This is a genomic window from Streptomyces sp. DSM 106670 (assembly GCF_055792845.1).
This window is the reverse complement of the sequence record NZ_CM147704.1, coordinates 5,368,895-5,390,551: the sequence shown is the minus strand read 5'-3', so window position 1 is coordinate 5,390,551 and position 21,657 is coordinate 5,368,895. Positions and strand designations below refer to the sequence as shown.

14 protein-coding genes are annotated in these 21,657 nt (G+C 69.7%); 10 read left to right on the top strand and 4 right to left on the bottom strand.

What is annotated here, in order from left to right; translation table 11 throughout:
* Window positions 1-121: 121 nt before the first annotated feature.
* Window positions 122-1,948: a phosphoenolpyruvate carboxykinase (GTP) gene (locus tag ACSMXR_RS24055; protein WP_473169886.1), complete on the bottom strand. Its 1,827-nt coding sequence runs from the start codon at window positions 1,946-1,948 to the stop codon at window positions 122-124.
* Window positions 1,949-2,170: 222 nt separating this feature from the next.
* Here ACSMXR_RS24055 and trhA point away from each other — a divergent pair, with 222 nt between their 5' ends.
* A complete protein-coding gene (gene trhA, locus ACSMXR_RS24050; protein WP_137231995.1) occupies window positions 2,171-2,863 on the top strand; it encodes a PAQR family membrane homeostasis protein TrhA in 693 nt (230 codons plus the stop codon).
* Between the two features lie 67 nt (window positions 2,864-2,930).
* On the opposite strand, the gene ACSMXR_RS24045 is transcribed toward trhA, so the two are convergent.
* From ACSMXR_RS24045 to ACSMXR_RS24035, 3 genes are all read right to left on the bottom strand, one after another.
* Complete coding sequence (locus ACSMXR_RS24045) at window positions 2,931-4,952, bottom strand: thioredoxin domain-containing protein (protein ID WP_473169885.1); 2,022 nt, start codon at window positions 4,950-4,952, stop codon at window positions 2,931-2,933.
* 283 nt (window positions 4,953-5,235) lie between these two features.
* On the bottom strand, window positions 5,236-6,198 hold the full coding sequence (locus ACSMXR_RS24040) for a glycoside hydrolase family 26 protein (protein ID WP_473169884.1): 963 nt from the start codon (window positions 6,196-6,198) through the stop codon (window positions 5,236-5,238).
* 5 nt (window positions 6,199-6,203) lie between these two features.
* A complete protein-coding gene (locus ACSMXR_RS24035; RefSeq protein WP_473169883.1) occupies window positions 6,204-8,423 on the bottom strand; it encodes a glycosyl hydrolase family 28-related protein in 2,220 nt (739 codons plus the stop codon).
* Between the two features lie 500 nt (window positions 8,424-8,923).
* On the opposite strand from ACSMXR_RS24035, the gene ACSMXR_RS24030 reads away from it, so the two are divergent.
* The 9 genes from ACSMXR_RS24030 (at window position 8,924) to ACSMXR_RS23990 (ending at window position 21,573) form a co-directional block, all read left to right on the top strand.
* Window positions 8,924-9,937: a LacI family DNA-binding transcriptional regulator gene (locus tag ACSMXR_RS24030; protein WP_381853435.1), complete on the top strand. Its 1,014-nt coding sequence runs from the start codon at window positions 8,924-8,926 to the stop codon at window positions 9,935-9,937.
* Window positions 9,938-9,987: 50 nt separating this feature from the next.
* On the top strand, window positions 9,988-11,583 hold the full coding sequence (locus ACSMXR_RS24025; RefSeq protein ID WP_473169882.1) for an FAD-dependent oxidoreductase: 1,596 nt from the start codon (window positions 9,988-9,990) through the stop codon (window positions 11,581-11,583).
* Between the two features lie 15 nt (window positions 11,584-11,598).
* Window positions 11,599-12,867 (top strand): ABC transporter substrate-binding protein, encoded by a 1,269-nt coding sequence (locus tag ACSMXR_RS24020; RefSeq protein ID WP_381853429.1) that lies wholly within the window; start codon window positions 11,599-11,601, stop codon window positions 12,865-12,867.
* 7 nt (window positions 12,868-12,874) lie between these two features.
* Window positions 12,875-13,828 (top strand): carbohydrate ABC transporter permease, encoded by a 954-nt coding sequence (locus ACSMXR_RS24015; RefSeq protein ID WP_381853425.1) that lies wholly within the window; start codon window positions 12,875-12,877, stop codon window positions 13,826-13,828.
* Window positions 13,818-14,657 (top strand): carbohydrate ABC transporter permease, encoded by an 840-nt coding sequence (locus tag ACSMXR_RS24010; RefSeq protein WP_381853422.1) that lies wholly within the window; start codon window positions 13,818-13,820, stop codon window positions 14,655-14,657. Before ACSMXR_RS24015 ends, ACSMXR_RS24010 begins: the two co-directional genes overlap by 11 nt.
* 292 nt (window positions 14,658-14,949) lie before the next feature.
* Window positions 14,950-15,618, top strand: a complete 669-nt coding sequence (locus ACSMXR_RS24005; protein WP_381853419.1) for a C40 family peptidase — start codon at window positions 14,950-14,952, stop codon at window positions 15,616-15,618.
* Between the two features lie 491 nt (window positions 15,619-16,109).
* Window positions 16,110-16,313 (top strand): hypothetical protein, encoded by a 204-nt coding sequence (locus tag ACSMXR_RS24000; RefSeq protein WP_473169881.1) that lies wholly within the window; start codon window positions 16,110-16,112, stop codon window positions 16,311-16,313.
* A 180-nt stretch (window positions 16,314-16,493) separates the two neighbouring features.
* On the top strand, window positions 16,494-18,110 hold the full coding sequence (locus ACSMXR_RS23995) for a hypothetical protein (RefSeq protein ID WP_473169880.1): 1,617 nt from the start codon (window positions 16,494-16,496) through the stop codon (window positions 18,108-18,110).
* A gap of 241 nt (window positions 18,111-18,351) precedes the next feature.
* The gene (locus ACSMXR_RS23990) at window positions 18,352-21,573 is read left to right on the top strand and encodes a tetratricopeptide repeat protein (protein WP_473169879.1); all 3,222 of its coding nucleotides are present in this window, start codon (window positions 18,352-18,354) and stop codon (window positions 21,571-21,573) included.
* Window positions 21,574-21,657: the final 84 nt, after the last annotated feature.

The following is a 21,657-nucleotide window of genomic DNA, read 5'->3' as shown; positions in this document are numbered from 1 at the left end:
CGGGGCCGTCGGCGACGACTGGCGCGACGACAGGCCCCGTACCGCGGCGGATCGTTCGGCCCCACAGGTCAGGGCGGATGTCCGATGGACCCGGCCGCGGGGTCCGTTGGGAGTGCCGGGATCAGCCCAGGCGCTCGACGAGCGCGTGGTACTCGTCCCACAGCTCCTTGGGCGCGTGGTCGCCGAAGGTGTTGAGGTGCTCGGGGACCAGGGCGGCCTCCTCGCGCCAGACCTTCTTGTCGACCGTGAGCAGGAAGTCGAGGTCGGCCTCGGAGAGGTCCAGGCCCTCGGTGTCCAGCGAGCCCTTGGCCGGCAGGATGCCGATCGGGGACTCGACGCCCTCGGCCTTGCCCTCCAGGCGCTCCACGATCCACTTCAGGACGCGGCTGTTCTCGCCGAAGCCGGGCCAGACGAACTTGCCCGCGTCGTTCTTGCGGAACCAGTTCACGTAGTAGATCTTGGGCAGCTTCGACTGGTCGGCCTTGTCCGCGCCGACCTTCACCCAGTGGTTCATGTAGTCGCCCATGTTGTAGCCGCAGAACGGCAGCATGGCGAACGGGTCGCGGCGCAGCTCGCCGACCTTGCCCTCGGCGGCGGCGGTCTTCTCGGAGGCGACGTTGGCTCCGAGGAAGACGCCGTGCTGCCAGTCGAAGGACTCGGTGACCAGCGGCACGGCGGAGGCGCGGCGGCCACCGAAGAGGATCGCCGAGATCGGCACGCCCTTGGGGTCCTCCCACTCGGGCGCGATGATCGGGCACTGCCCGGCCGGGACGGTGAAGCGGGCGTTGGGGTGGGCGGCGGGCATGGAGGACTCGGGGGTCCAGTCGTTGCCCTTCCAGTCCGTGAGGTGAGCCGGGGGCTCCTCGGTCATGCCCTCCCACCACACATCGCCGTCGTCGGTGAGCGCGACGTTGGTGAAGACGGAGTTGCCCCACATGGTCTTCATGGCGTTGGCGTTGGTGTGCTCGCCGGTGCCGGGCGCGACGCCGAAGAACCCGGCCTCCGGGTTGATGGCGTAGAGCCGGCCGTCCTCGCCGAACCGCATCCAGGCGATGTCGTCGCCGATGGTCTCCACGGTCCAGCCGGGGATGGTCGGCTCCAGCATGGCGAGGTTGGTCTTGCCGCAGGCGGACGGGAACGCGGCGGCGACGTACTTCGACTCCCCGCGCGGCGGCGTGAGCTTGAGGATCAGCATGTGCTCGGCGAGCCAGCCCTCGTCACGGGCCATGACGGACGCGATGCGCAGGGCGTAGCACTTCTTGCCGAGCAGGGCGTTGCCGCCGTAGCCGGAGCCGTACGACCAGATCTCGCGGTCCTCGGGGAAGTGCGAGATGTACTTGGTGGTGTTGCAGGGCCACGGAACGTCCTCCTGGCCGTCGGCCAGCGGCGCTCCGAGCGTGTGGACGGCCTTCACGAAGAAGCCGTCGGTGCCCAGCTCGTCCAGGACGGCCTGGCCCATGCGGGTCATGGTGCGCATGGAGACGGCGACGTACGCGGAGTCGGTGATCTCGACGCCGATCGCGGAGAGCGGCGAGCCGACGGGCCCCATACAGAAGGGCACGACGTACATGGTGCGCCCACGCATGGACCCACGGAACACACCGTTCTCACCCGTGAAGATCTCCCGCATCTCGGCGGGGTCCTTCCAGTGGTTGGTCGGACCCGCGTCCTTCTCCTCCTTGGAGCAGATGAACGTACGGTCCTCGACGCGGGCGACATCGCTCGGGTCGGACGCGGCGTAGTACGAGTTCGGCCGCTTGATCTCGTCCAGTTTGGTGAACGTGCCCTTGGCAACGAGCTCCCCGCACAGGCGCTCGTACTCGGCCTCGGAACCGTCGCACCAGACCACCCGGTCCGGCTGGGTGATCGCTGCGATCTCGTCGACCCAGGAGACCAGCTCCTGGTGGTGGGTGGGGACAGTGAGGGGAGCCGCGATGTCGCGCGCCACGATCGCTCCTAGTTGAGGGTGTCAGTTGTCTGAGGCCCCGTGGGGGCTGCGACCCGGATGCTTCGTACCCTTCGAATTCCCCTGGCGCTCATCCGGTGCCGACTGCACTCATTTGATCATCCGACCGATCCGCCCATATGTCCAGGGGGCCTCACACGTGAGCATCGCCACTCATTTGCGCCCGATATCCAGTACTTACGGTGGCGTAGGTAGCATGCGGATATGACTGACGCCGCCGCTAGCGCCGCGACCCCGGGCCCCGTCGTCCTCGACCCCGTACCCGTCAAACCACGGATGCGCGGCTGGCTGCACGCCGGAATGTTCCCGGCGGTGCTGGTCGCGGGCATCACCCTGATCGCACTGACCGACAGCACCACGGGCCGGATCGCCTGCGCCGTCTACATCCTCAGCGCCTGTCTGCTGTTCGGCGTCAGCGCGGTCTACCACCGCGGCACCTGGGGACCGCGCGGCGAGGCGGTGCTGCGCCGTCTGGACCACGCGAACATCTTCCTGATCATCGCGGGCACCTACACGCCACTGACGCTGCTCCTGCTGCCCGAGTCGACCGCCCGGCCGCTGCTGTGGGCGGTCTGGGCGGCCGCGGCGGCGGGCATCGCCTTCCGGGTGTTCTGGGTCGGCGCACCGCGCTGGCTCTACACCCCGTGCTACATCGCGATGGGCTGGGCGGCGGTCTTCTTCCTGCCGGACTTCATGCGGACCGGCGGCATCGCGGTGCTGGTCCTGGTGATCGTCGGCGGGGTGCTCTACAGTGCGGGCGGCGTGATCTACGGCATCAAGAAGCCGAACCCTTCGCCGCGCTGGTTCGGCTTCCACGAGGTCTTCCACTCGCTGACGCTGGCGGCGTTCATCGCGCACTACGTGGGCATCTCGCTGGTGGCGTACCAGCACGGATAGACACTGACGGGTTACAGATGAGGGGCCGGTCGCACAGGACGACCGGCCCCTCACTCATGCTGTGGGCTCACCCGCCCAGCTTGTCCGCCAGCTCCCCCGCGTCCGTGGTCGGCGCGTCGCACACGAAGTGGCGGCAGACGTACGCGGTCGGCTCCCCGCCCACCAGCGGCCGGTCCACCAGCAGCGGGAACTCGGCCCCCGCACCCGGCCCCTGGCCCGCCGCGACCACCGCACCCGGGGCCCGCCCCAGCAACGCCGTACGGTGCAGCTCCCCGCCGACCGGACCGGCCACGGCCACCTCGCGGGGCCCGTCCAGCAGCGCCTCGGCCACGGCGAGGCCCCAGCCGACGAACCGGGGGACGCGCGGGCCGAGGGCCTTCACCACACCGAGCGCGCCCTCGGCGGCGGTGCGATGGGCCTCGGACCCGGTGTACGCGGCGTACGAGAGCAGCGCACCGGCGGCAGCGGTCCACCCGGACGGGGTGGCGCTGTCGGTGGGATCCTGGGGCCGCCGGATGAGCTGCTCGGCGTCATGCGCGGTGTCGTACAGCTGACCGCCCTCGCCGGTGAACTGCTCCAGCACGATGTCCAGCAGGAACCCGGCGAACTCCAGCCAGGCGCCCTCCCCGGTCACCGCCGCCAGCGCGAGGAAGCCCTCGGCGACGTCTCCGTAGTCCTCCAGCACCCCGGCGTTGTCCCCGGCCCGCCCGTCCTTGGAGGTACGGGTCAGCCGGGCGACCTCGCCCAGGTGCACCCGCACGAGCAGGTCAGCGGCCTCGGTGGCCCGCTCCACGAGGTCGGGCCGGTCGAAGTAGGCCCCGGTCTCGGCAAGGGCGGCAATGGCAAGCCCGTTCCAGGCGGCGACAACTTTGTCGTCCCGCCCCGGGCGCGGCCGCTCCTCACGGGCGGCCAGCAGCCGGGCCCGTACGTCCGCGAGCCGCGCGGCGTCCACGGGCCCCGCGTCCCCCGGCAGCCGGAGCACGGAGGCGCCTTCCTCGAAGGTGCCGTCCTCGGTCACCCCGAAATAGGCTGCGGCGAAGGCGGCATCGTCCTCCCCCAGCACCTCACGCAACTGCTCCGGCGTCCACACATAGAACGCCCCCTCGACATGCCTGCCGTCCGCGTCCTCGCTGTCGGCGTCCAGCGCGGAGGCGAACCCGCCCTCGGCCGTGCGCAGCTCCCGCACCATGAAGTCGGCGGTCTCCAGGGCGATCCGCCGGGCCTCGTCGGACCCGGTGGTACGCCAGAGATGGGCGTAGACACGACACAGCAGAGCGTTGTCGTAGAGCATCTTCTCGAAGTGCGGCACGATCCACTCCCGGTCCACGGAGTACCGCGCGAACCCGCCGCCGAGCTGGTCGTAGATCCCGCCGCGGGCCATCGCCGAGCAGGTGTCGGCGGCCATCTGAAGGGCGCCTTCGGCCCCGGTCCGCGCATAATGCCGCAGCAGGAACTCCACCACCATGGCCGGCGGAAACTTGGGCGCGCCCCCGAACCCGCCGCGCTGCTCGTCGTACTCCCGGGTCAGCCCGAGCAGGGCCTGAGCGATCTCCGACTCCCCCGGCACCCCGTCACCACCATGGACCAGCGACCGCCCCGCCAGATCGGCGACGATGCGCTCCGCCACCTCGGCGACCTCGTCCCTGCGGTCGGTCCAGGCGGCGGTGACCCCTTCCAACACCTGCTGAAAGGAGGGCGAGCCGTGCCGGGCCTCGGGCGGGAAGTAGGTCCCGAAGTAGAAGGGTTCGGCGTCCGGGGTGAGAAAGACGGTCATCGGCCACCCACCGTGCCCGGTGGCCGCCTGCACGGCCTCCATATAGACGGCGTCGACATCGGGCCGCTCCTCCCGGTCGACCTTCACCGGCACGAAGTGCGCGTTGAGATAGGCGGCCACGGTCTCGTCCTCGAACGACTCGTGCGCCATGACGTGGCACCAGTGGCAGCTGGCGTACCCGACGCTGAGCAGCACGGGCACATCCCGCTTCCTGGCCTCCTCGAACGCCTCGGGCGACCAGGGCCACCAGTCGACGGGATTGTCGGCGTGCTGGAGGAGATACGGCGAGTGAGACTGGGCGAGTCGGTTGACCATGACCCCACGCTACGGCAGCGGTGTCCATCCTGCGGGAGCGTCACCCGGGTCTCGGGGCCCCTCCTTCGCAGCTCCACGGCGTACGAGGTTGATCATCGCCATGATCCGTCGTACCTGTGGGCCGGCTTGTGCGAGGTCGGGCAGGTGGAAGAGCGTGAGCATCGCGGGGGGCAGGTCACCGGTGGACAGGTCCGGTTGCCGCTGTCGATCGCGCCTTCCAGACAGAGGGTTGGCCGGGCCGTTCATGCCGGCCGCCCGCCCTGCCGCGTGACCATGCCCGCCATCACCCGGGGTTGAAGTACGAGTCCGTCGCGATGGCCGCGAGAGCCTGTTGTGCGGGCCCGCCGTCCGGTACGGTCACCCGCCAGTTGTCGTCGCCCTCGGGGCCGTCCCGGTGAAAGTAGACGAGGGCCTTGAGCCCCGGGTAGTCGCTCTTGACGACATCGCGCATGTCTGTCAGCCATGCTGCTTGAACCGGGTTCGAGGGGGCCCGGTGTACCCCGGTCTCGCCGACGACGAACGGTTTCCCGTGGTCCTGTGCGAAGGCGTGCGCCGTATCGAACATCGAGTCGAAAGCCCGGTAGTTGTACTCCGGTTTGTCTTCCCGGGCACGGGCGTAGCCGTCCGCTCCGATCCAGTCGACGTACGCGTCTCCCGGATAGAAGGGCTCGGCCCGGGCGGTCTCACGGTAGGCGCGCCATGTCGGACACCACACGAACGCCACCTGGGGAGCTGGGGCGAAACGCTCGTACACGTATTGCCACATCTCGGTGAACAGGGCGGTGTCGGTGTAGCGCAGGTCGAACTCCCACGTCAGCCTCATGAGGACGGGCGCCCCGAGCGCGGCGAGGCTGTCCACCTGGGTGTCGATCCAGCTGTCGTGCAGGCCCGCGACGATCTGCCGGAGTCTCGTCTCGGCCCCTGCGGCCCAGGACACCATCGGGATGCGGCCGGCGGCGATGTCCTTGCGCATGCGGGCCGAGTGGAGCGGCACGTCGACGGGCTGGAAGCAGTGGTTGATGCCCAGGCCGTGGCCGAGTTTCGATTCGAGGTTCTCCGGCTGGGAGACACCGAGGTCGTTGCCCTCGTAGACGTAGGCACCGAAATGGGCGCCGGAGGAGGGGACCAGATCCTGTTTGCCGGCAGCCTGTGCCCACGCGGGGGGCGGGGTCAGGGCCGAGAGCGCCGGGGTGATCGCGATCGCCGATGCTCCGAGCATCAGGCTGCGCCTGCTGACAGCTTTCATACCAGTCACCTTGTCCTGATCAGCGTGTATTCCACTTCGGGTACGGTGCGTCCGGTGCGCCGGTCGCTGACGGCGGCACCCCACTGGGTGTACTCGGGCGTCTTGTCGCGGTACCCGCGGTGGCCGCGCAGGGTGATGCGCCTGCTGTCCCGGATGCCGACGCTGTAGGGGTGAGGCCCGCGGACGGTCGCTACCCGGAAGAACACCGAGTTGGCGAACAGGAGGTCGCGGCTGCGCTCGATGTCCAGCGCCTGCGAGCGCCATCCGTGGATGTGATCCTCCGTCTGGAGCCCGAGGAACTGCCAGTTGGAGACCCGCCGTAGCACCACTTCCCGTGTCTCGTGGTGCTCGACGGACAGTTCGTACAGCCGGGCGGGTTCGCGGGTGTCTTCGACCAGCAGACCGTTCTCGGCCCAGCCGTTGACGCTCCAGATGTTGGCGAAGGTGCCGCCGCCTCCGCGTACCCAGATGGTGTATTTGTGTGCGCCGCGGTAGGTGTAGCCGGGGTTGCCGGTCTCGGGGGCTCCCTCGGGGTGCCATTTGACGAACTGGGTGGCGATGTCAGCCAGGTAGGAACCGTCGGCGGATTGCCACAGGAGGTTGACCGCGCCCGGGGTGCGCCGGGCGGTGTCCAGGCCGATCCCGGTGATGGTGTTGCGGCCGCCTGCGGGGGTGGACACCAGGGCTCGGGGAGCCTGCGGGATGGAGAAGTTGGGGTGGCCGTCCGCGGCGAGCAGCCAGGTCTGGCGCGGGTGGAGGCCGATCAGCCGGGTGGTGCGGCGGAGCTTGAGCGTGCCGGTCAGGAGGTAGCGGCCGATGGGGACGAAGACCACGTCGTGCTGGTCGACGGCTGCCTGGAAGACCGCCAGGTCGTCCGCGCCCCGGCCGATGGTGCGGCCCAGCTTTTCGGCCACGTCGGTGACGGACACCCACTTCTTCACCGGTGGTGGAGTGGGTGTGTCGGAGCGCAGCGCGGACCGGATCCGGCTGGTGGTGGCTCCTGCCGTGGCCGCCAGGTAGACGCCCTCGTGTCGGAACTCATCGGCGGTGAGTGCACCCTCGATCCGCAGACCGTGCGTGAGTTCACGGATGTGGGCGTTGGGTGCGGGTGCCGTGGTCCGTGCACCGCTGGGGGTGAGGAGGAGCAGGTCGGGGGTGGAGGCGGTGGTGCAGTTGAGCAGGGTGAGTTGGTTGCTGAGGCGCACCAGGTCGTTCTCGGATCCGGGGAGCGACGTGCTGTCGTTGAGCGTGACGGCGACGTCGCTGACGCGGTCCAGGTGGGTGTCCTGGATGTAGAGGTGCTGGGTCTGGCCCGGTGCGGCTTCGAACGCCCGGGGGGTCTTGGCGATGACAGCTCGGACCACCACCAGTTTGGCGTCGTTGCTCATGGTCACCGCCGCGTGGCTCTGACCGGTGAAGCGACAGTCGAGGAGAGTCGTCTGCCAGCCTGCCGATGCCGCCCAGGCGCGCAGGCCGACCTGTCCGCCGGTGACCCGGACGCGGTGGATGAGGTTGGCGTTGTGGTCGATTCCGCAGAGGCCGTCACCGACTTCGATGTCCAGGTCCTGGAGCAGGCACAGTTGTGCTCCACCGAAGCGGACGCCCATGGCGTCGGGGTTGCCGGGGCCGATCCTGATGTCGAGGTTGATCAGGGCTGTGCCGAAGGTGTCGTTGTTGGCGTAGGAGACCGGCCCGCCGAGCGGACGGCGCAGAAAGCCGAACAGCTCTCGCGGTGTGCCTGAGGAGTATCCGGGTGTCGACGGCCCCAGGACGAAGACGGGGCGGCGCGGGCCGTAACCGATGATCCGTACGGAGTCGTGCACCTGGATGGGCGCCGAGAGCCGATAGGTGCCGGAGGGAACGAGGACGACGCCACCACCGTCCCCGTGCGGGAAGTCCCGGGCGCCACCGAGGATGTCCCCGAGCTTGTTGGCGATGCCCCGGCGTGATGCCTCGTCGACGGCGGCCTGGAGTGCCGCGGTGTCGTCCCCGGTGCCGTCGGCGTGGACCTCGAAGTCCCGGCCGCCCACGAGCACGGCGGCGGGGTCGGAAGGTCGTCCGGTGTACACCGATCCGTAGCGGGTCGGATCCCAGCCGCCGGTCGAGGTGGGAGCGGCACTGGCCACAGAGGCGGGCAGCATCGGTGCGGCGGCCGCGGCGGCGCCGAGAGCGACGAGGCTTCTCCGGCTCAGGCGGGGGCCTCCGTCGGTGAGGTGATCGGGCATGGCGGGGCTCCTGGAGGACGTACGGAGTACGGGGGGTGGCTGTGGTTCCGGGCGAGCCGGCTGTGGCCGGCTCACCGTTCTCCGTGTGGCGGGAAAGCGATGGGGCGGTTCGGGCGGAGTGACGCCCGCCCCCCGTTCGGCGGGCGGGGGCTTCAGCGCTTCCGCCGGGTCAGGCGGCACACCGCGCTCTCCGTCGTCGCGTCGGACGGGTTGCCGCACCGGTTGCCGGGCGGGTTGTGCTGGATGCTGGTCAGCTTTCGGACAGGTGTCAAGAGGTTACGCACAGGTTTCGTCGGGGGCCGCTCGACGGCCGAACGGCCTACTGCCCGCCTGACCTCGAAGAATCCAGGAATGTGCGCCGACCCTGCATGCCGGAGGGTTGCTAATCCGTATTGCTTCTGCGGAAACACCCCTTGACGTCTGGCGTGAATCAGCCCTAGCTTCTGCACATCGACGCAGGCAATGCGTATTAGCACCTCATGGTTAAGGCTCCGAACTTCATGTCTTCAGCTCCCGGCAGGCTCACTCAGCGTGACATCGCGCGGCTCGCGGGCGTCAGTCAGACCACCGTCTCGCTGGTGCTCAACAATCGAGGTGAGGCAGCCGCCCGAATCGCCCCCGAGACCCGTGACCGGGTGCTGGAGGTGATCCGTGAAACCGGGTACGCGGCCGATCCGCTGGCTCGCCGGATGCTGCAGCAGCTCAACCAGATCCTCGGGGTGTTCACCTACGAGCCGGTCTTCCCGTCCACCAGCGGTGACTTCTACTACCCGTTCCTGCACGGCATCGAGGAGAGCGCTGAGCAGGTGGGCTGCGACCTGCTGCTGTTCACCAGCGCGCCGGTGCGTGAAGGGCGGCGGATGATCTTCCATGAGAACAACCGGCTGCGTCTCGCGGACGGTTGCGTGCTGCTCGGGCGGGAGATCCCCGCCGAGGAGCTGAAGAGGCTGGTGGACGAGGAGTATCCGTTCGTATGTGTCGGCCGCCGCGACGACGCGGGCGACCGCCCGGTTCCGTACGTGGGGGCCGACTACGCCGCTGCCACGGCCGAGTTGGGCCAGCTGGCAGTGCGGCTCGGCCACCGGCGCTTCGCCTTCGTGGGGCCGGGCACAGGCGCCGAGTCCGCCCGGGACCGACTGGAAGGGTTCCGTCGGGTGGCGGGAGCCGACGCGCCGCATGTGCGGGAGGTCGACGGGGCGCTCGACCGGATCGTCGAGGACGGGATCACGGCGGTGTTCGTGGAGTACCAGGCCGACGCCGTCACGCTGACGCGTGCCGCCGCGGCACGCGGTCTTGAGGTGCCGGGCGATCTGTCCGTGGTAACCCTCGGCGACCCGACCTCCCCTGTCGATTCCCCCGTCGACTTCTCCGGCTTCCGCATCCCTCGCCAGGAGATGGGCCGGCAGGCCGTCGACCTGCTGGTCCGCCGGCTGCACGGCGAGGAAGCAGCAGTACAGCGGCTGCTCGCCTGCACGCTGGCCGAGACAGGCACCCTCGCGCCCCCGGCCCGCTGAGCTCATGACCCACCTGTGATGAATTCTCTCCCCATCGGTAAGGAAGACCTATGCACGCGGATGTTCTCGTCGTCGGCGGAGGAATCGGCGGCGTGGCCGCAGCCCTCGGCGCGCTGCGCGCCGGCCGGACCGTGATCCTCACCGAGGAGTACGACTGGCTCGGCGGACAGCTCACCAGCCAGGCCGTCCCCCCGGACGAACACACCTGGATCGAGCAGTTCGGCGCCACCGCCTCCTACCGCGAACTGCGCGACGGGATACGGGACTACTACCGGCGGCGCTACCCGCTCACCGCCGAGGCACGCGCCCGCCGCGACCTGAATCCGGGCGCCGGCTGGGTGAGCCGGCTCTGCCACGAACCGCGGGTGGCCGTAGCTGTGATCGACGAGCTGCTGGCCCCGTACCGCGGCTCGGGACGGCTGCGGGTGCTTCAGCCCTACCGGCCGGTGGCCGCGGAGTGCGATGGCGACCGCGTCACCTCCGTCACCCTTTCCCACCGCGACAGCGGCGAGACCCTGGTGGCCACGGCCCCCTACATCCTGGACGCCACGGAGACCGGTGAGCTGCTGCCGCTGACCGGCACGGAGTACGTCACCGGGTTCGAGGCGCAGTCCGACACCGGTGAGCCGAGCGCCCCGGACACCGCGCAGCCCCTGAACATGCAGGCCGTCTCGTACTGCTTCGCGCTCGATCATGTCGACGGCGACCACACCATCGACCGCCCGGAGTCGTACGACTTCTGGCGCGCGTACCAGCCGCCCTTCTGGGGCGCCCCCCTCTTGTCCTTCACCGCCCCGCACCCGCGCACCCTGGACACCGTCACCCGGGGATTCACCCCCAACCCGGGTGACGACCCGGCCGACGTGATCGCCGACCAGCGGGTCAGCGGCGGCGACATGAACCTGTGGACCTTCCGGCGTATCGCCGCCCGCGACAACTTCACGCCGGGCGCCTACGACAGTGACATCACCCTGGTCAACTGGCCGATGATCGACTACCTGGAGGGCCCGGTCATCGACGTGCCCGACGCCGCGAAACACCTTGTGGCGGCGAAGCAGTTGTCGCTCTCCTACCTCTACTGGTTGCAGACCGAGGCACCCCGTCCCGACGGCGGTACCGGCTTCTCCGGCCTGCGGCTGCGACACGACGTCACTGGCAGCGCCGACGGCCTCGCACAGGCTCCCTACATCCGCGAATCGCGGCGGATCCTCGCCGACTACACCGTCGTCGAACAGGACCTGTCCCTCGACGCCCGCGGCGGCAAGGGCGCGGCGAACTACCCGGACAGCGTCGGCATCGGCATGTACCGGATCGACCTTCACCCCTCCACCGGCGGTGACAACTACATCGACGTCCCCTCCAGCCCCTTCGAGATCCCTCTCGGCGCGCTGCTTCCCCGCCGGGTCGAGAACCTCCTCCCGGCCGGCAAGAACATCGGCACCACCCACATCACCAACGGCTGCTACCGGCTGCACCCCGTCGAATGGAACATCGGCGAGGTCGCAGGTCTGCTTGCGGCCCACTGTGTCGAGCAGCGGCTCACCCCCCGCGCCGTACGTGACACCCCCGAGCACCTCGAAACCTTCCAGCGCCTGCTCATCGCCCACGGCGTCGAGCTCCGCTGGCCCGACATCAGCGGCTACTGAGCAGGAGCACCCGCCATGAAGACACCCGCCCACTCCCGTACGTGTACCAGAGCCGCCGTCGCCGGTCTCGCCGCCCTCGGTCTGCTCTCCCTCGCCGCCTGCGGAGGCGGCTCCGCCGACAGCAGCGGGCCGGTCGCGCTGCGCATGACCGTCTGGACCGGCAACGAAGAGCACCTGAAGATCCTCAACGAGATCGCGGCCGACTACCGCAAGACGAACCCGGACGTGGAGTCGATCAAGTTCGACACACTGCCGCTGGAGAGCTACACCACGACCCTCACCACCCAGGTCGCCGGAGGCAAGTCGCCCGACCTCGCCTGGATCATGGAGGACTCGGCACCGGACTTCGTCTCCTCGGGAGCCCTGGCCGAGATCGAGGACACCGAAGACGTACTGCCGTCGGCGAAGAAGCTGTGGCAGCGGGACGGCAAGCTCTACGCCTACCCGTTCTCCACCTCCCCGTTCGGCGTGTTCGTCAACAAGGACCTGCTCAAGAAGGCCGGGCAGCCCGAGCCCGCGAAGCTGATCGAGCAGGGCAAGTGGAACTGGGACCAGGTCAGCACCGCCGGGGCCGCCGTCCACGACAAGACCGGCAAGACCGGCATGGTCATCCGCGACTTCGACTTCAAGCAGTGGAAGTACCTCGCGTCCTTCTGGAACGGCTGGGGCGCCGAGGCATGGGACACCGGCGGCGCGAAGTGCGGCTTCACCTCACCGGAGATGACCGCGGCGATGACACGTCTGCACGACGCGATCTTCAAGGACGAGTCGATGCTCGCCCCCGGCACGACCGCGGACTTCTTCGCCGGGGAGTCGGCCATGACCGTGGCGCAGATCAGCCGGGCCTCGCTGCTGACGGACAAGTTCGCCTGGGATTTCGTCCCCCTGCCCCAAGGCCCGAAGGGCTCGTACGACGTGATCGGTCAGGCCGGCCTGGCCGCCTTCGCCCGTGGCAAGAACGTCGATGCGGCCAAGGACTTCCTCTCCTTCCTGTCGAACGAGAAGAACGCGGCGAAGCTCGGGAAGTTCTTCCCGCAGGCCCGTAGCTCCCAGCTGGACGCCGCGACCCTCGCCAAGAGCAACCCGCAGGTCTCCCCGGAGCAGCTGGAGAACGTCGTCGTCAAGGGCATCAGGCAAGGTTCGACGCTGCCCAGCCACACCGGTGCCGCCGAGATCTCCGACACCGTGCGCTCGGCCCTCGACCCCCTGTGGAAGCCGGGAGCGGACGTGAAGAAGGTGCTCGCCGACGTCTGCAAGGCCATCGAACCGCAGCTGCGGAAGTGACAAGCCCGTGAAGACACTCGAATTCCCCCGAGCCACCGCTCCGCCCCCTGGCACGAGCACCAGCCGGGACGGACGGCCCTTCTGGACGATGCGCCGCCGCGACCAGCTCGCCGGCTACCTCTTCATCGCGCCCCAGCTCGCCGGCAGCATCCTGTTCGTCCTCGTCCCTCTGGTTCTGGTCTTCTGGTACAGCTTCCACGAGTGGAACACCCTCGCCGGCACCTTCAACCCGGTCGGTGCGGACAACTACCGGCACCTGCTCGACGACCCCAAGCTCCCCGGGGTGCTGCGGGCCACCGCCGTCTTCTCCGTCGGGCTGGTGGCCCTGAACCTCACGCTCGCCCTGGCCCTGGCGGTCCTGCTCAACCAGAAACTGCGCGGCTCCACCACCTTCCGCACCTTCTTCTTCTCCCCCGTCGTCGTCTCCCTGGTCGCCTGGACCATCGTCTGGGGCTTCCTGCTCCAGAAGAACGGCGGAATCAACGCCGGCCTCGACCTCATCGGCGTCAAGGGCCCCAACTGGCTCCGTGACGAGACCTGGTCCATGGTCTCGGTCATCGTCGTCCAGGTCTTCAAGAACGTCGGCCTGAACATGGTGCTCTTCCTCGCCGCCCTGCAGGGGGTGCCGCGAGAGCTCTACGAGGCCGCCACGGTGGACGGCGCCGGACGCTGGCGGCAGTTCCGGCAGATCACCCTGCCGCTGATCAGCCCGACGGTCCTGCTCACCTCGATCATCACCGTGGTCGGCTCGCTCCAGGTCTTCGCACAGATCGCCGTCCTCACCCAGGGCGGACCCGGCGACTCGACGACCGTACTCGTCTACTACCTCTACCAACAGGCCTTCACATTCCACCACTTCGGCTACGGCGCGACCCTCTCGGTGCTGCTGTTCCTCATCGTGCTCGTCCTGACCGTGATCCAGTGGCAGATGCGCAAGAAGTGGGTCTTCCATGAGTCATAAGCTCTCCCCGCGCGCCAAGGTCGCGCTCTACGGGATCCTGCTGGTGCTGTGCGTGCCGTTCGTCTTCCCCACGTGGTGGATGGTGACCTCCTCGCTCAAGCCGGCCGGCGACATCTTCGCCTTCCCGCCCTCGCTGTTCCCCGCGAACCCGAGTCTGGACGCCTACACCCAGGTCTTCGAGCGACAGCCGTTCCTCCAGCAGTACATCAACAGCATGTACATCGCGGTCCTGGTCACGCTCGGCACACTCGCGGTGTCCTCCCTGGCCGGCTACGCCTTCGCCCGGATCAGGTTCCGGGGCCAGAACGCACTCTTCCTCGTCGTCCTCACCGGGCTGCTGATCCCGAGCGAAGTGACGATCGTTCCCCTGTTCCAGATGTTCAACAAATGGGGCATGATCGACACCCACTGGCCCCTAATACTGGTCCCCATCCTGGGTGCGCCCAGCGTCCTGGCGACCTTCATCATGCGGCAGTTCTTCATCGCACTCCCGGGAGAGCTGGAGGAAGCCGCCCGCGTGGACGGCCTGGGCCGGTTCGCGATCTTCTACCGGATCGCGCTGCCCCTCGCACGGCCCGCCCTGGCGGCCGTGGCCATCTTCACCTTCCTCCACAGCTGGAATCTCTACCTCGAACCCATCGTGTACCTCTCCACACCGGAGATGTTCACGCTCCCGCAAGCCCTGACCCAGTACGTCGACGCCTACGGCGGACCCATGTGGAACGTCCAGCTGGCTGCTGCCTCCCTCACGGCACTTCCCGTCCTCGCCGTGTTCGTCGTAGCCCAACGGCAGTTCGTCGAGGGCCTGGCCCATACGGGCCTCAAATAGCGGCAGGGCAGTTGAGGCACCCTGACGGCCCCATCTGCCCTGCTCCGTCCCGTGGCGCCACCGATCCACCGGCCTAGCGGCCGGACGGGAGACACCCCGGAACGGGGCAACCACGGGAATCAGCACTCGATGGATCGTCATTTCACCTTTCACGAAAGGCGATTGACGTCATCGATCTTCGAAGCGAACAGCCCGGGATCCCGCCGTACGTCTGACGCGTCCGGCCCCGCGCTCATCGCTCCGAGAAGTGCGTTCACCCATTTTCCAGCCAAAGATTGGAATGCGCGTGAAGATGAAGAAGCAAGCCGTGGCCCTGCTGGCCTGCACCCTGCTGTCGGCCGGCGGCCTGACCGTACTGACGCAGCCGGCCTCGGCCGCCGGAACGGCCGTCTCCTGCGTCACCTCCGACCGGGTGAAGATCCGTGAGGGGTCAACGGGCAATTCGGTACGCGAGGCGCAGTGCCGTCTGAACGCCACCGGTGCGGGCCTGACCGTCGACGGCAAGTTCGGCCCGGCCACCGACAAGGCCGTGCGGGCCTTCCAGTCCAGCCGCGGCCTGGCGGCGGACGGTGTCGTGGGACCCAAGACCTGGGCCGCCCTGCTCTCGATCGGTGATTCCTCCCGTGACGCCAAGGCCCGGACGGTCATCAACTTCGCCGCCGCGCAGAAAGGCAAGAAGTACGTCTGGGGCGCCGAAGGCCCCAACACCTTCGACTGCTCCGGCCTGACCCTCCGCGCCTACCAGCAGATCGGCATCACTCTGCCACGCACCTCCGCCAACCAGGCCGCAGCCGTCAAGAAGGTGCCCGCGTCCGAGCGCCTTGTCGGTGATCTCATGCACTGGCCTGGCCACGTGGGCATCTACGCGGGCAACGGCAAGGTATGGAACGCCTCCCGCAGCCGCGGTGAGGTCGCCCTCGTCAACGTCTGGGACAGTCCGACCTACCACCGGGTCTTCTGAGTGCGGGCGGCCCTTCACATCTAGGGAACCGGTCGGTCGATCGTGAGACCGCGGGATTCCAGGGGCTCCGGGCGCGACTGTCTCTTCCGGCCGGTTCGACAGTCCGGATGACGTGGTCGCCCCGGAGTCCCGGGTTCGGCATCTCGGAAGGTGCCGAAGTCGCGCCAAGGACAGCCGCCCTACCCGAGGCCGAGCAGCACGTGCTCGTCTTCTCCTGGGCGCCCGGGCGTCTCGGGGCAGGGCCCGTCGTGCATGTCCACAGGCCGATCGCAGGGTTCCTCGTTCGGGTGGCATCACCGGAGTGCGGCGTTCCCCGGAGGGGACGGCCTCGTTGGGAAGTCAGGAATTCCCGAACCCGGCCCTTGCTCGCCCGTGTCGTCGTGTCGCTTTCGCAGGAACGTATCTGCGGAAGCGTTCCAGGACGGCTCGGCGTCTGCGGGCCCCGACCCCCGACGGTGGCCACCGCCACCGTCACGACGGATACGAAAACCGTGAAGAAGCTCATCGTGACCGCACTGTTCGCCGGCGCCTTCGCCACCGGCACCGCCATGACCGCCCCCGAGGAACTGACCGGCCGCACCTCCGATCTGCCTGCGGCCGACACGCTGTACGACCTGTTGTGGGAGACCCCCGTCGGCGCTACGACGGCAGAGGCGAGGTCGGCGGTGACGTCGCTCCGAAGCTCCGTCACATGACCGACCCGCTGCGCATGTACGGAAGGTGAGGCGAGGAGCTCGGCCACCGCGGCCTCCGTCGCGGCGATTTGGGCCCCTCCCCCGGGTCCCTGGGCCCTACTCCCGCCCACCGATGCGTCGCTACCTTCGTTCCCGGCGGGCGTGCGGCCCGGTGATACGGCGGCGAGGACGAGGTGACGCGTGAAACGCAGCGACCGGATTGGCCTGGGTGTGCGCGCGAGCAGCGGGCAGACCGCCATCGAGTACCTGGCCCTGATCGCCGTGGTGGTCGCCGTGGTCGGTGCGATCGTCGCGACCGGCATCGGGGGTTCGCTCTCCCGTACCGTCCATGCGCAGGTCTGCCGCATCGGCCCGGCGGGATTCGGGGGCGTCGACTGTTCCGATGACAACGATGTCGACACTGCTGGGGCGGAGAAGCCGAGCGGCGCCGACTCCGGTGCGCCGGCCGACGACGGAGCCGATGAGCCCCTCGGCCGGACGCTCGACGAGCCGGTCCGCAAGTCCGTCGAACTGCCTCCCGGCAGCACCCCGAACGCGCTGCCCGACCTGTGCTTCGAGCCCCGGGAGTCGAACTCCTCGGTGAAGGTGCCGGGCAGCGGGGTGCTCGGCAACACCGCGGCCTGGGGCTACTCCTGGCTGGTCAACTTCGTCATCGACAAGATCGACAACGAGAAGAACAAGGAGAAGCGGGTCAAGCTGGCGCTCGACGACCTCGCCTACTGCCTGCCGGACTACAACATCGTCATCGCCCAGCCGCACGAGGGAAACCTCCAGGAGATGGACGGCACCGCGCTGATCGAGACCGTAAAGATCAGCGGCACGACCTACCGCGTCTACGCCTTCAGGACCGGGAAGTTCACCTGGGCCGAGGACGCCGACCTCGGCTGGAAGAACCGGGCGTTCCACGGTGTGTTCGACGTCAGCGAGGACCGCCGCACCGTCACGTTCCAGGAGCCGCCCAAGCCGAAGCGGAAGGAGGGCTGGAAGCCGGGCGACGAGGGCTGCCAGGTCGAGGGCCAGGAGCCGCCCGACCGCAGCCGGTACTACAACACGTACTCACCTCTGGACAACGAGGGATCGACCCAGGCGGTGCGGATGCTGGTGAACGACATGCGCCGCTGCTACCCCGACTACAACGTCGTCGCGATGCACTCCGAGCAGGACTCGCACTGGGTCGACGAACCGGACTCCTTCGTGCACCAGGGCCGCTACCGGCTGAACTCCACCGAGTACCACGAGGACGAGAAGGGCGACGACATCGCCTCGGGCCGGGCCGTGTTCGACGTCTACGTCTTCGAGAAGGGCACGTTCAGGAACGACGGCGACGGCGGCTACACCAACTGGGCCATGTACGGGAACTTCGAGCGCGACGGCATGGAGGCGACCTTCGACCGGCCGGCCCCCGCCGACCTGGACGCCGACTCCACGGCCACCGGATCCGGCACCGTCCACTTCAACGACGAGACACCGAAGTACACCGGTGGCGGCCCGTATCCCGGCACCGACTACTCCGGCAAGGTGCCCGGCGACAAGGCCGAACTGACGCACTCGCTCCTGGAGGAGTACGGCCGCAGCTTCCCCGACAAGAACATCATCACCGCCAAGTCCTTCAACGACCTCTCCTTCTCCGGGGTGTCCGGGCTGGAGCACCTCGCGGTGGTGGACGGTGTCGACGTGTTCGCCGTCGACAGCGGGACGATCACCAACCGGGGTGACGGCGGCTGGAAGAACTGGGGCTTCACCGGCTCCTTCGAGTACGAGGAGGACGCGAAGGCGGTGACCTTCGCCAACCGGTGATCCGGGGGGTGGGGGCGGCAGTACTGCCGCCCCTGCGGCGGCCACGCGGACTCCCGCAGCCACCCCTCCGTCACCACTCTCCGGCCGCGCCTTGACCGTCCCCTTGCCCGGTGCCCCTCGCGCCGGAGCGCGCTACGCAGGACACTTGACCCCGACGCTTGGTAACTGACGTTCGGTAACTGACGCTCCGGAACCCGAGGTTCGGAGCGCAGCTCGACGCAGCTCTCGGAGGGGGACACATATGCGGGACAGCCATCGGGCGGAAGCCGAGAGGCTGTTGGTGCGCGCCGTGGAGGAGGAGGCGCGGCGTACCGGCGGGCGGACCGATGCCGGGGCGCTGATGTCGCGAGCGCGGGCGGCGCTCGACACCATGGCGGCCAGCGCGGGCGAGGAGTACGCCGCGTACACGCAGGCGCTGGACTCGGTGGCGGCGGGCGATCGGCCGCTCGCGGAGCGCTTCAGCAGAGCGACCCTGGGAACGCCCCTGCTGGTGACGGGTGTTGCCGCGGCCGCCGCGTTCGGGGCCGATCTGGCGCTCGGCGCGAACACCGGTCTGGCGTTCGGTGCGGGTGCGGTCGTCGCGGTGGCCGGCACGGCGACGACCGTGGCGAAGGTGACCGCTTCGCACTGGCCCGCCGCCCACCGCCGGGCCGCCGCCGCCGGACAGCCGGGCGGCGCCGAGCAGTTGCGGCTCCAGTGGCTGACCGCCCTGGAGGTACGGGGCATCCGCCCGTATCTGGACCAGCAGCGCATGCTGACTCCGGCCGCCCGCGCCCCGAAGAAGCAGGCCGCCCCGGCGGGGCGCCCGTTGCGCGGCGGTGACCGGAGCGCGGCGGCCCGCACCCGGGTGGTGCTGGAGCAGTCCTTCGGTCATCTCCCGCACGCGGAGGGGCCGTTCACCGGGCGGCGGGCCGAACTGGCGCAGATCGCCCAGTGGGTGCACGCGGCCCGCGCCTCCACGCAGACCCGGCCGACCGTCGTCGTGCTGCACGGTGAGCCGGGCTCGGGGCGTACCGCGCTCGCGGTGCGGGCCGCCCATGCGCTCAAGGACCAGTTCCGGGGTGCGTGCGTGGTCGATCTGCGCGGCCAGGTGGCCGGGGAGAGCCCGCTGCCGACCCGGGACGCGCTGCTGCATCTGCTGAACCGGCTGGGCGCGCCGCGCGAGCAGTTGCTGTTCCGGGAGGGCGCTTCGGCGGAGCAGCAGGTGCGGCGGCTCTCCGAGCTGTACCACCAGCACCTCACCGGGACGCCGGTCACCGTCGTGCTCGACGACGCGACGGACGCCGGGCAGGTCCGCACCCTGGTGCCGGAGCGCTCGGACAGTCTGGTGATCGTCACCGCCCGGGAGCCGCTGGAGCTGCCCGAGGACCTGCCGGCCTGGGTGCACCATCTGCCGGTCGGCCCGCTGGAGGCGGCGGGCGCGGAGGAGCTGCTGCGCGAGGTGGCCGAGGAGGAGGAGACCGGGCCGTACGACTATCCGTCCACGGACGCGATCGTGGAGCTGTGCGGCGGGCTGCCGCTGGCGCTGCGGGTGGCCGGTTCCGCGCTGGGCGCGCGCAGTCGGCACACGCTGGCGGAGGACCTGGGTGCGTACGGGCCGGTGGATCCGGTGGAGCGGGCGCTGTGGCTGCGCTACACCGACCAGGGCGATCAGGCCCGGCGGCTGCTGCGGCGGCTCGCACTGGCGGGCCGGGCGAGCCTGGGCGCGGCAGCCGCGGCCTCGCTGCTCTCCGCCGACGAGCAGGAGGCGGAGCGGCTGCTGACCGTGCTGGCCCGGGCCGGGCTGCTCACCCGCGTACGGGGATCGCGCTATCGGCTGCACGATCTGGTGCGGGCGTTCGCGCTGGCCCGGCTGCTGGACGAGGAGGAGCCGGCCGAGCGGACGGCGGCGCAGGAGCGGCTGCTGACCAACTACGCGGAGCTGGCCGACGCGGTGATCCGGATGGTCGACGGGAAGATGTCGACCCGCGCCGGGCAGTTCGGTTCGCACGGCTTCGGTTCGCTGGACTCGGCGCTGCGCTGGCTGGACGACGAGTCGAGCTTCATCACGGCGGCGCTGCGGCACGCGGAGGGCGTCGACCAGGGCACGGTGCTGCATCTGCTGGGCGCGCTGTGCGACTACTGCCTGCTGCGCGGCGACCTCTACCGCCTCGGCGAGATCAGCGAGCTGACGCAGGCCGTGGACCAGGGGCTGCTGGAGCGCTCGGTGCAGTGGCGTACGGGCATCGCGGCCCGGCAGCTCGGCGAGCTGGACAAGGCCCGCACCACGCTGTCCTCCGTCGTCGGGCTCTACCACGAGGCGCAGAACGACGCGGGCGAGGCGCTGGCGCTGTGCTCGCTCGGCATCACCCTGCACCACCAGGGCAATCTGACCGAGGCGGCGGCCCGGCTGGGCGAGGCGCTGGCCCTGCAGTCCTCGCAGGCGCAGGCCGAGGACCGGGCCTGGACCCTGCACGCGCTGGCCGCCGTGGAACGTGACCGGGGCGATCTGGTGAAGGCGCTCGCGCTGCTGGACGACGCGCTGCGGCTGCACCGGGAGGGCGAGTCGCTGCACGGTGAGGCGTGGACGCAGTTCCAGCTGGGGCAGGTGCGGCTGCGCACGGGCGAGGTGGCGGCGGCCGAGGAGGCGCTGAGTACGGCCCTGGAGCTGTACGGGCGTACCCGCGACGGGCGCGGTGAGGCCTGGGCGATCACCCAGCTGGCCCGGGCCCGGCTGCTGGACGGCGATCCGGCGGCCGCGCTGGAGCAGTTGCGCGAGGCCCTGGACCGGCACCGGGACAACGAGGACGCGCGCGGTGAGGCGTGGACCCTGTACTACCTGGGTCAGGCGTTGGAGGAGGACGGGGACACCGATCAGGCGGTGCGTGAGCTGGAGCGGTCCCGCACGATGTTCTCCCGGATGCGGGACGTGTACGGGCTGGCGTGCGCCCGGCACCATTCGGGCCGGGTGACCCGGGACCAGCGGGCCGCGCAGACGGGCAACCTGCGCAATTCGGGGTTCGCCCGGCAGCTGCTGATGGACGCGCGGGCGGACTTCCGGCGGATCAAGGTGCCGTACGGCGAGGCCTGGGCGTGCGTGGAACTGGCGTTGATCGACGCGGGCAACGGGCGGGCCCCGCAGGCGCTGGAGCTGTGCGGTGAGGCGGCGGAGCTGTTCGACTCGTACGGGGACGCGCGGGGCGGTGACTGGGCCAGGTTCCTGCGGTGCACGCTGCTGCCGTACGCCTCGCCCGGGGGCATCGAGGTGGGCACGGTGGTCGCCCAGCAGGAGCTGGCCGAGCTGGTCGAGGCCCGGCATCCGGCCCGGGACGGCAAGCTGGAGCAGTCCGCGGCGGCGTTCACGGTGGCCCTGGAGCGGGGTGTGGACCTGGAGGACGGCTGGCAGGCGTGGCGGCTCGGGCTCACTCCGACCCGTAGCGCCGGCCAGATCATGGGCGTACCGACGGAGCCGGCCCGGCCGTGACGGCAGGGCGGTGATGCCCGGGACCGCCCGGCCGTGACCTCGGGGACGGCCCGGCCGTGACGCCGGGGGCCGCACGGCTGTGAC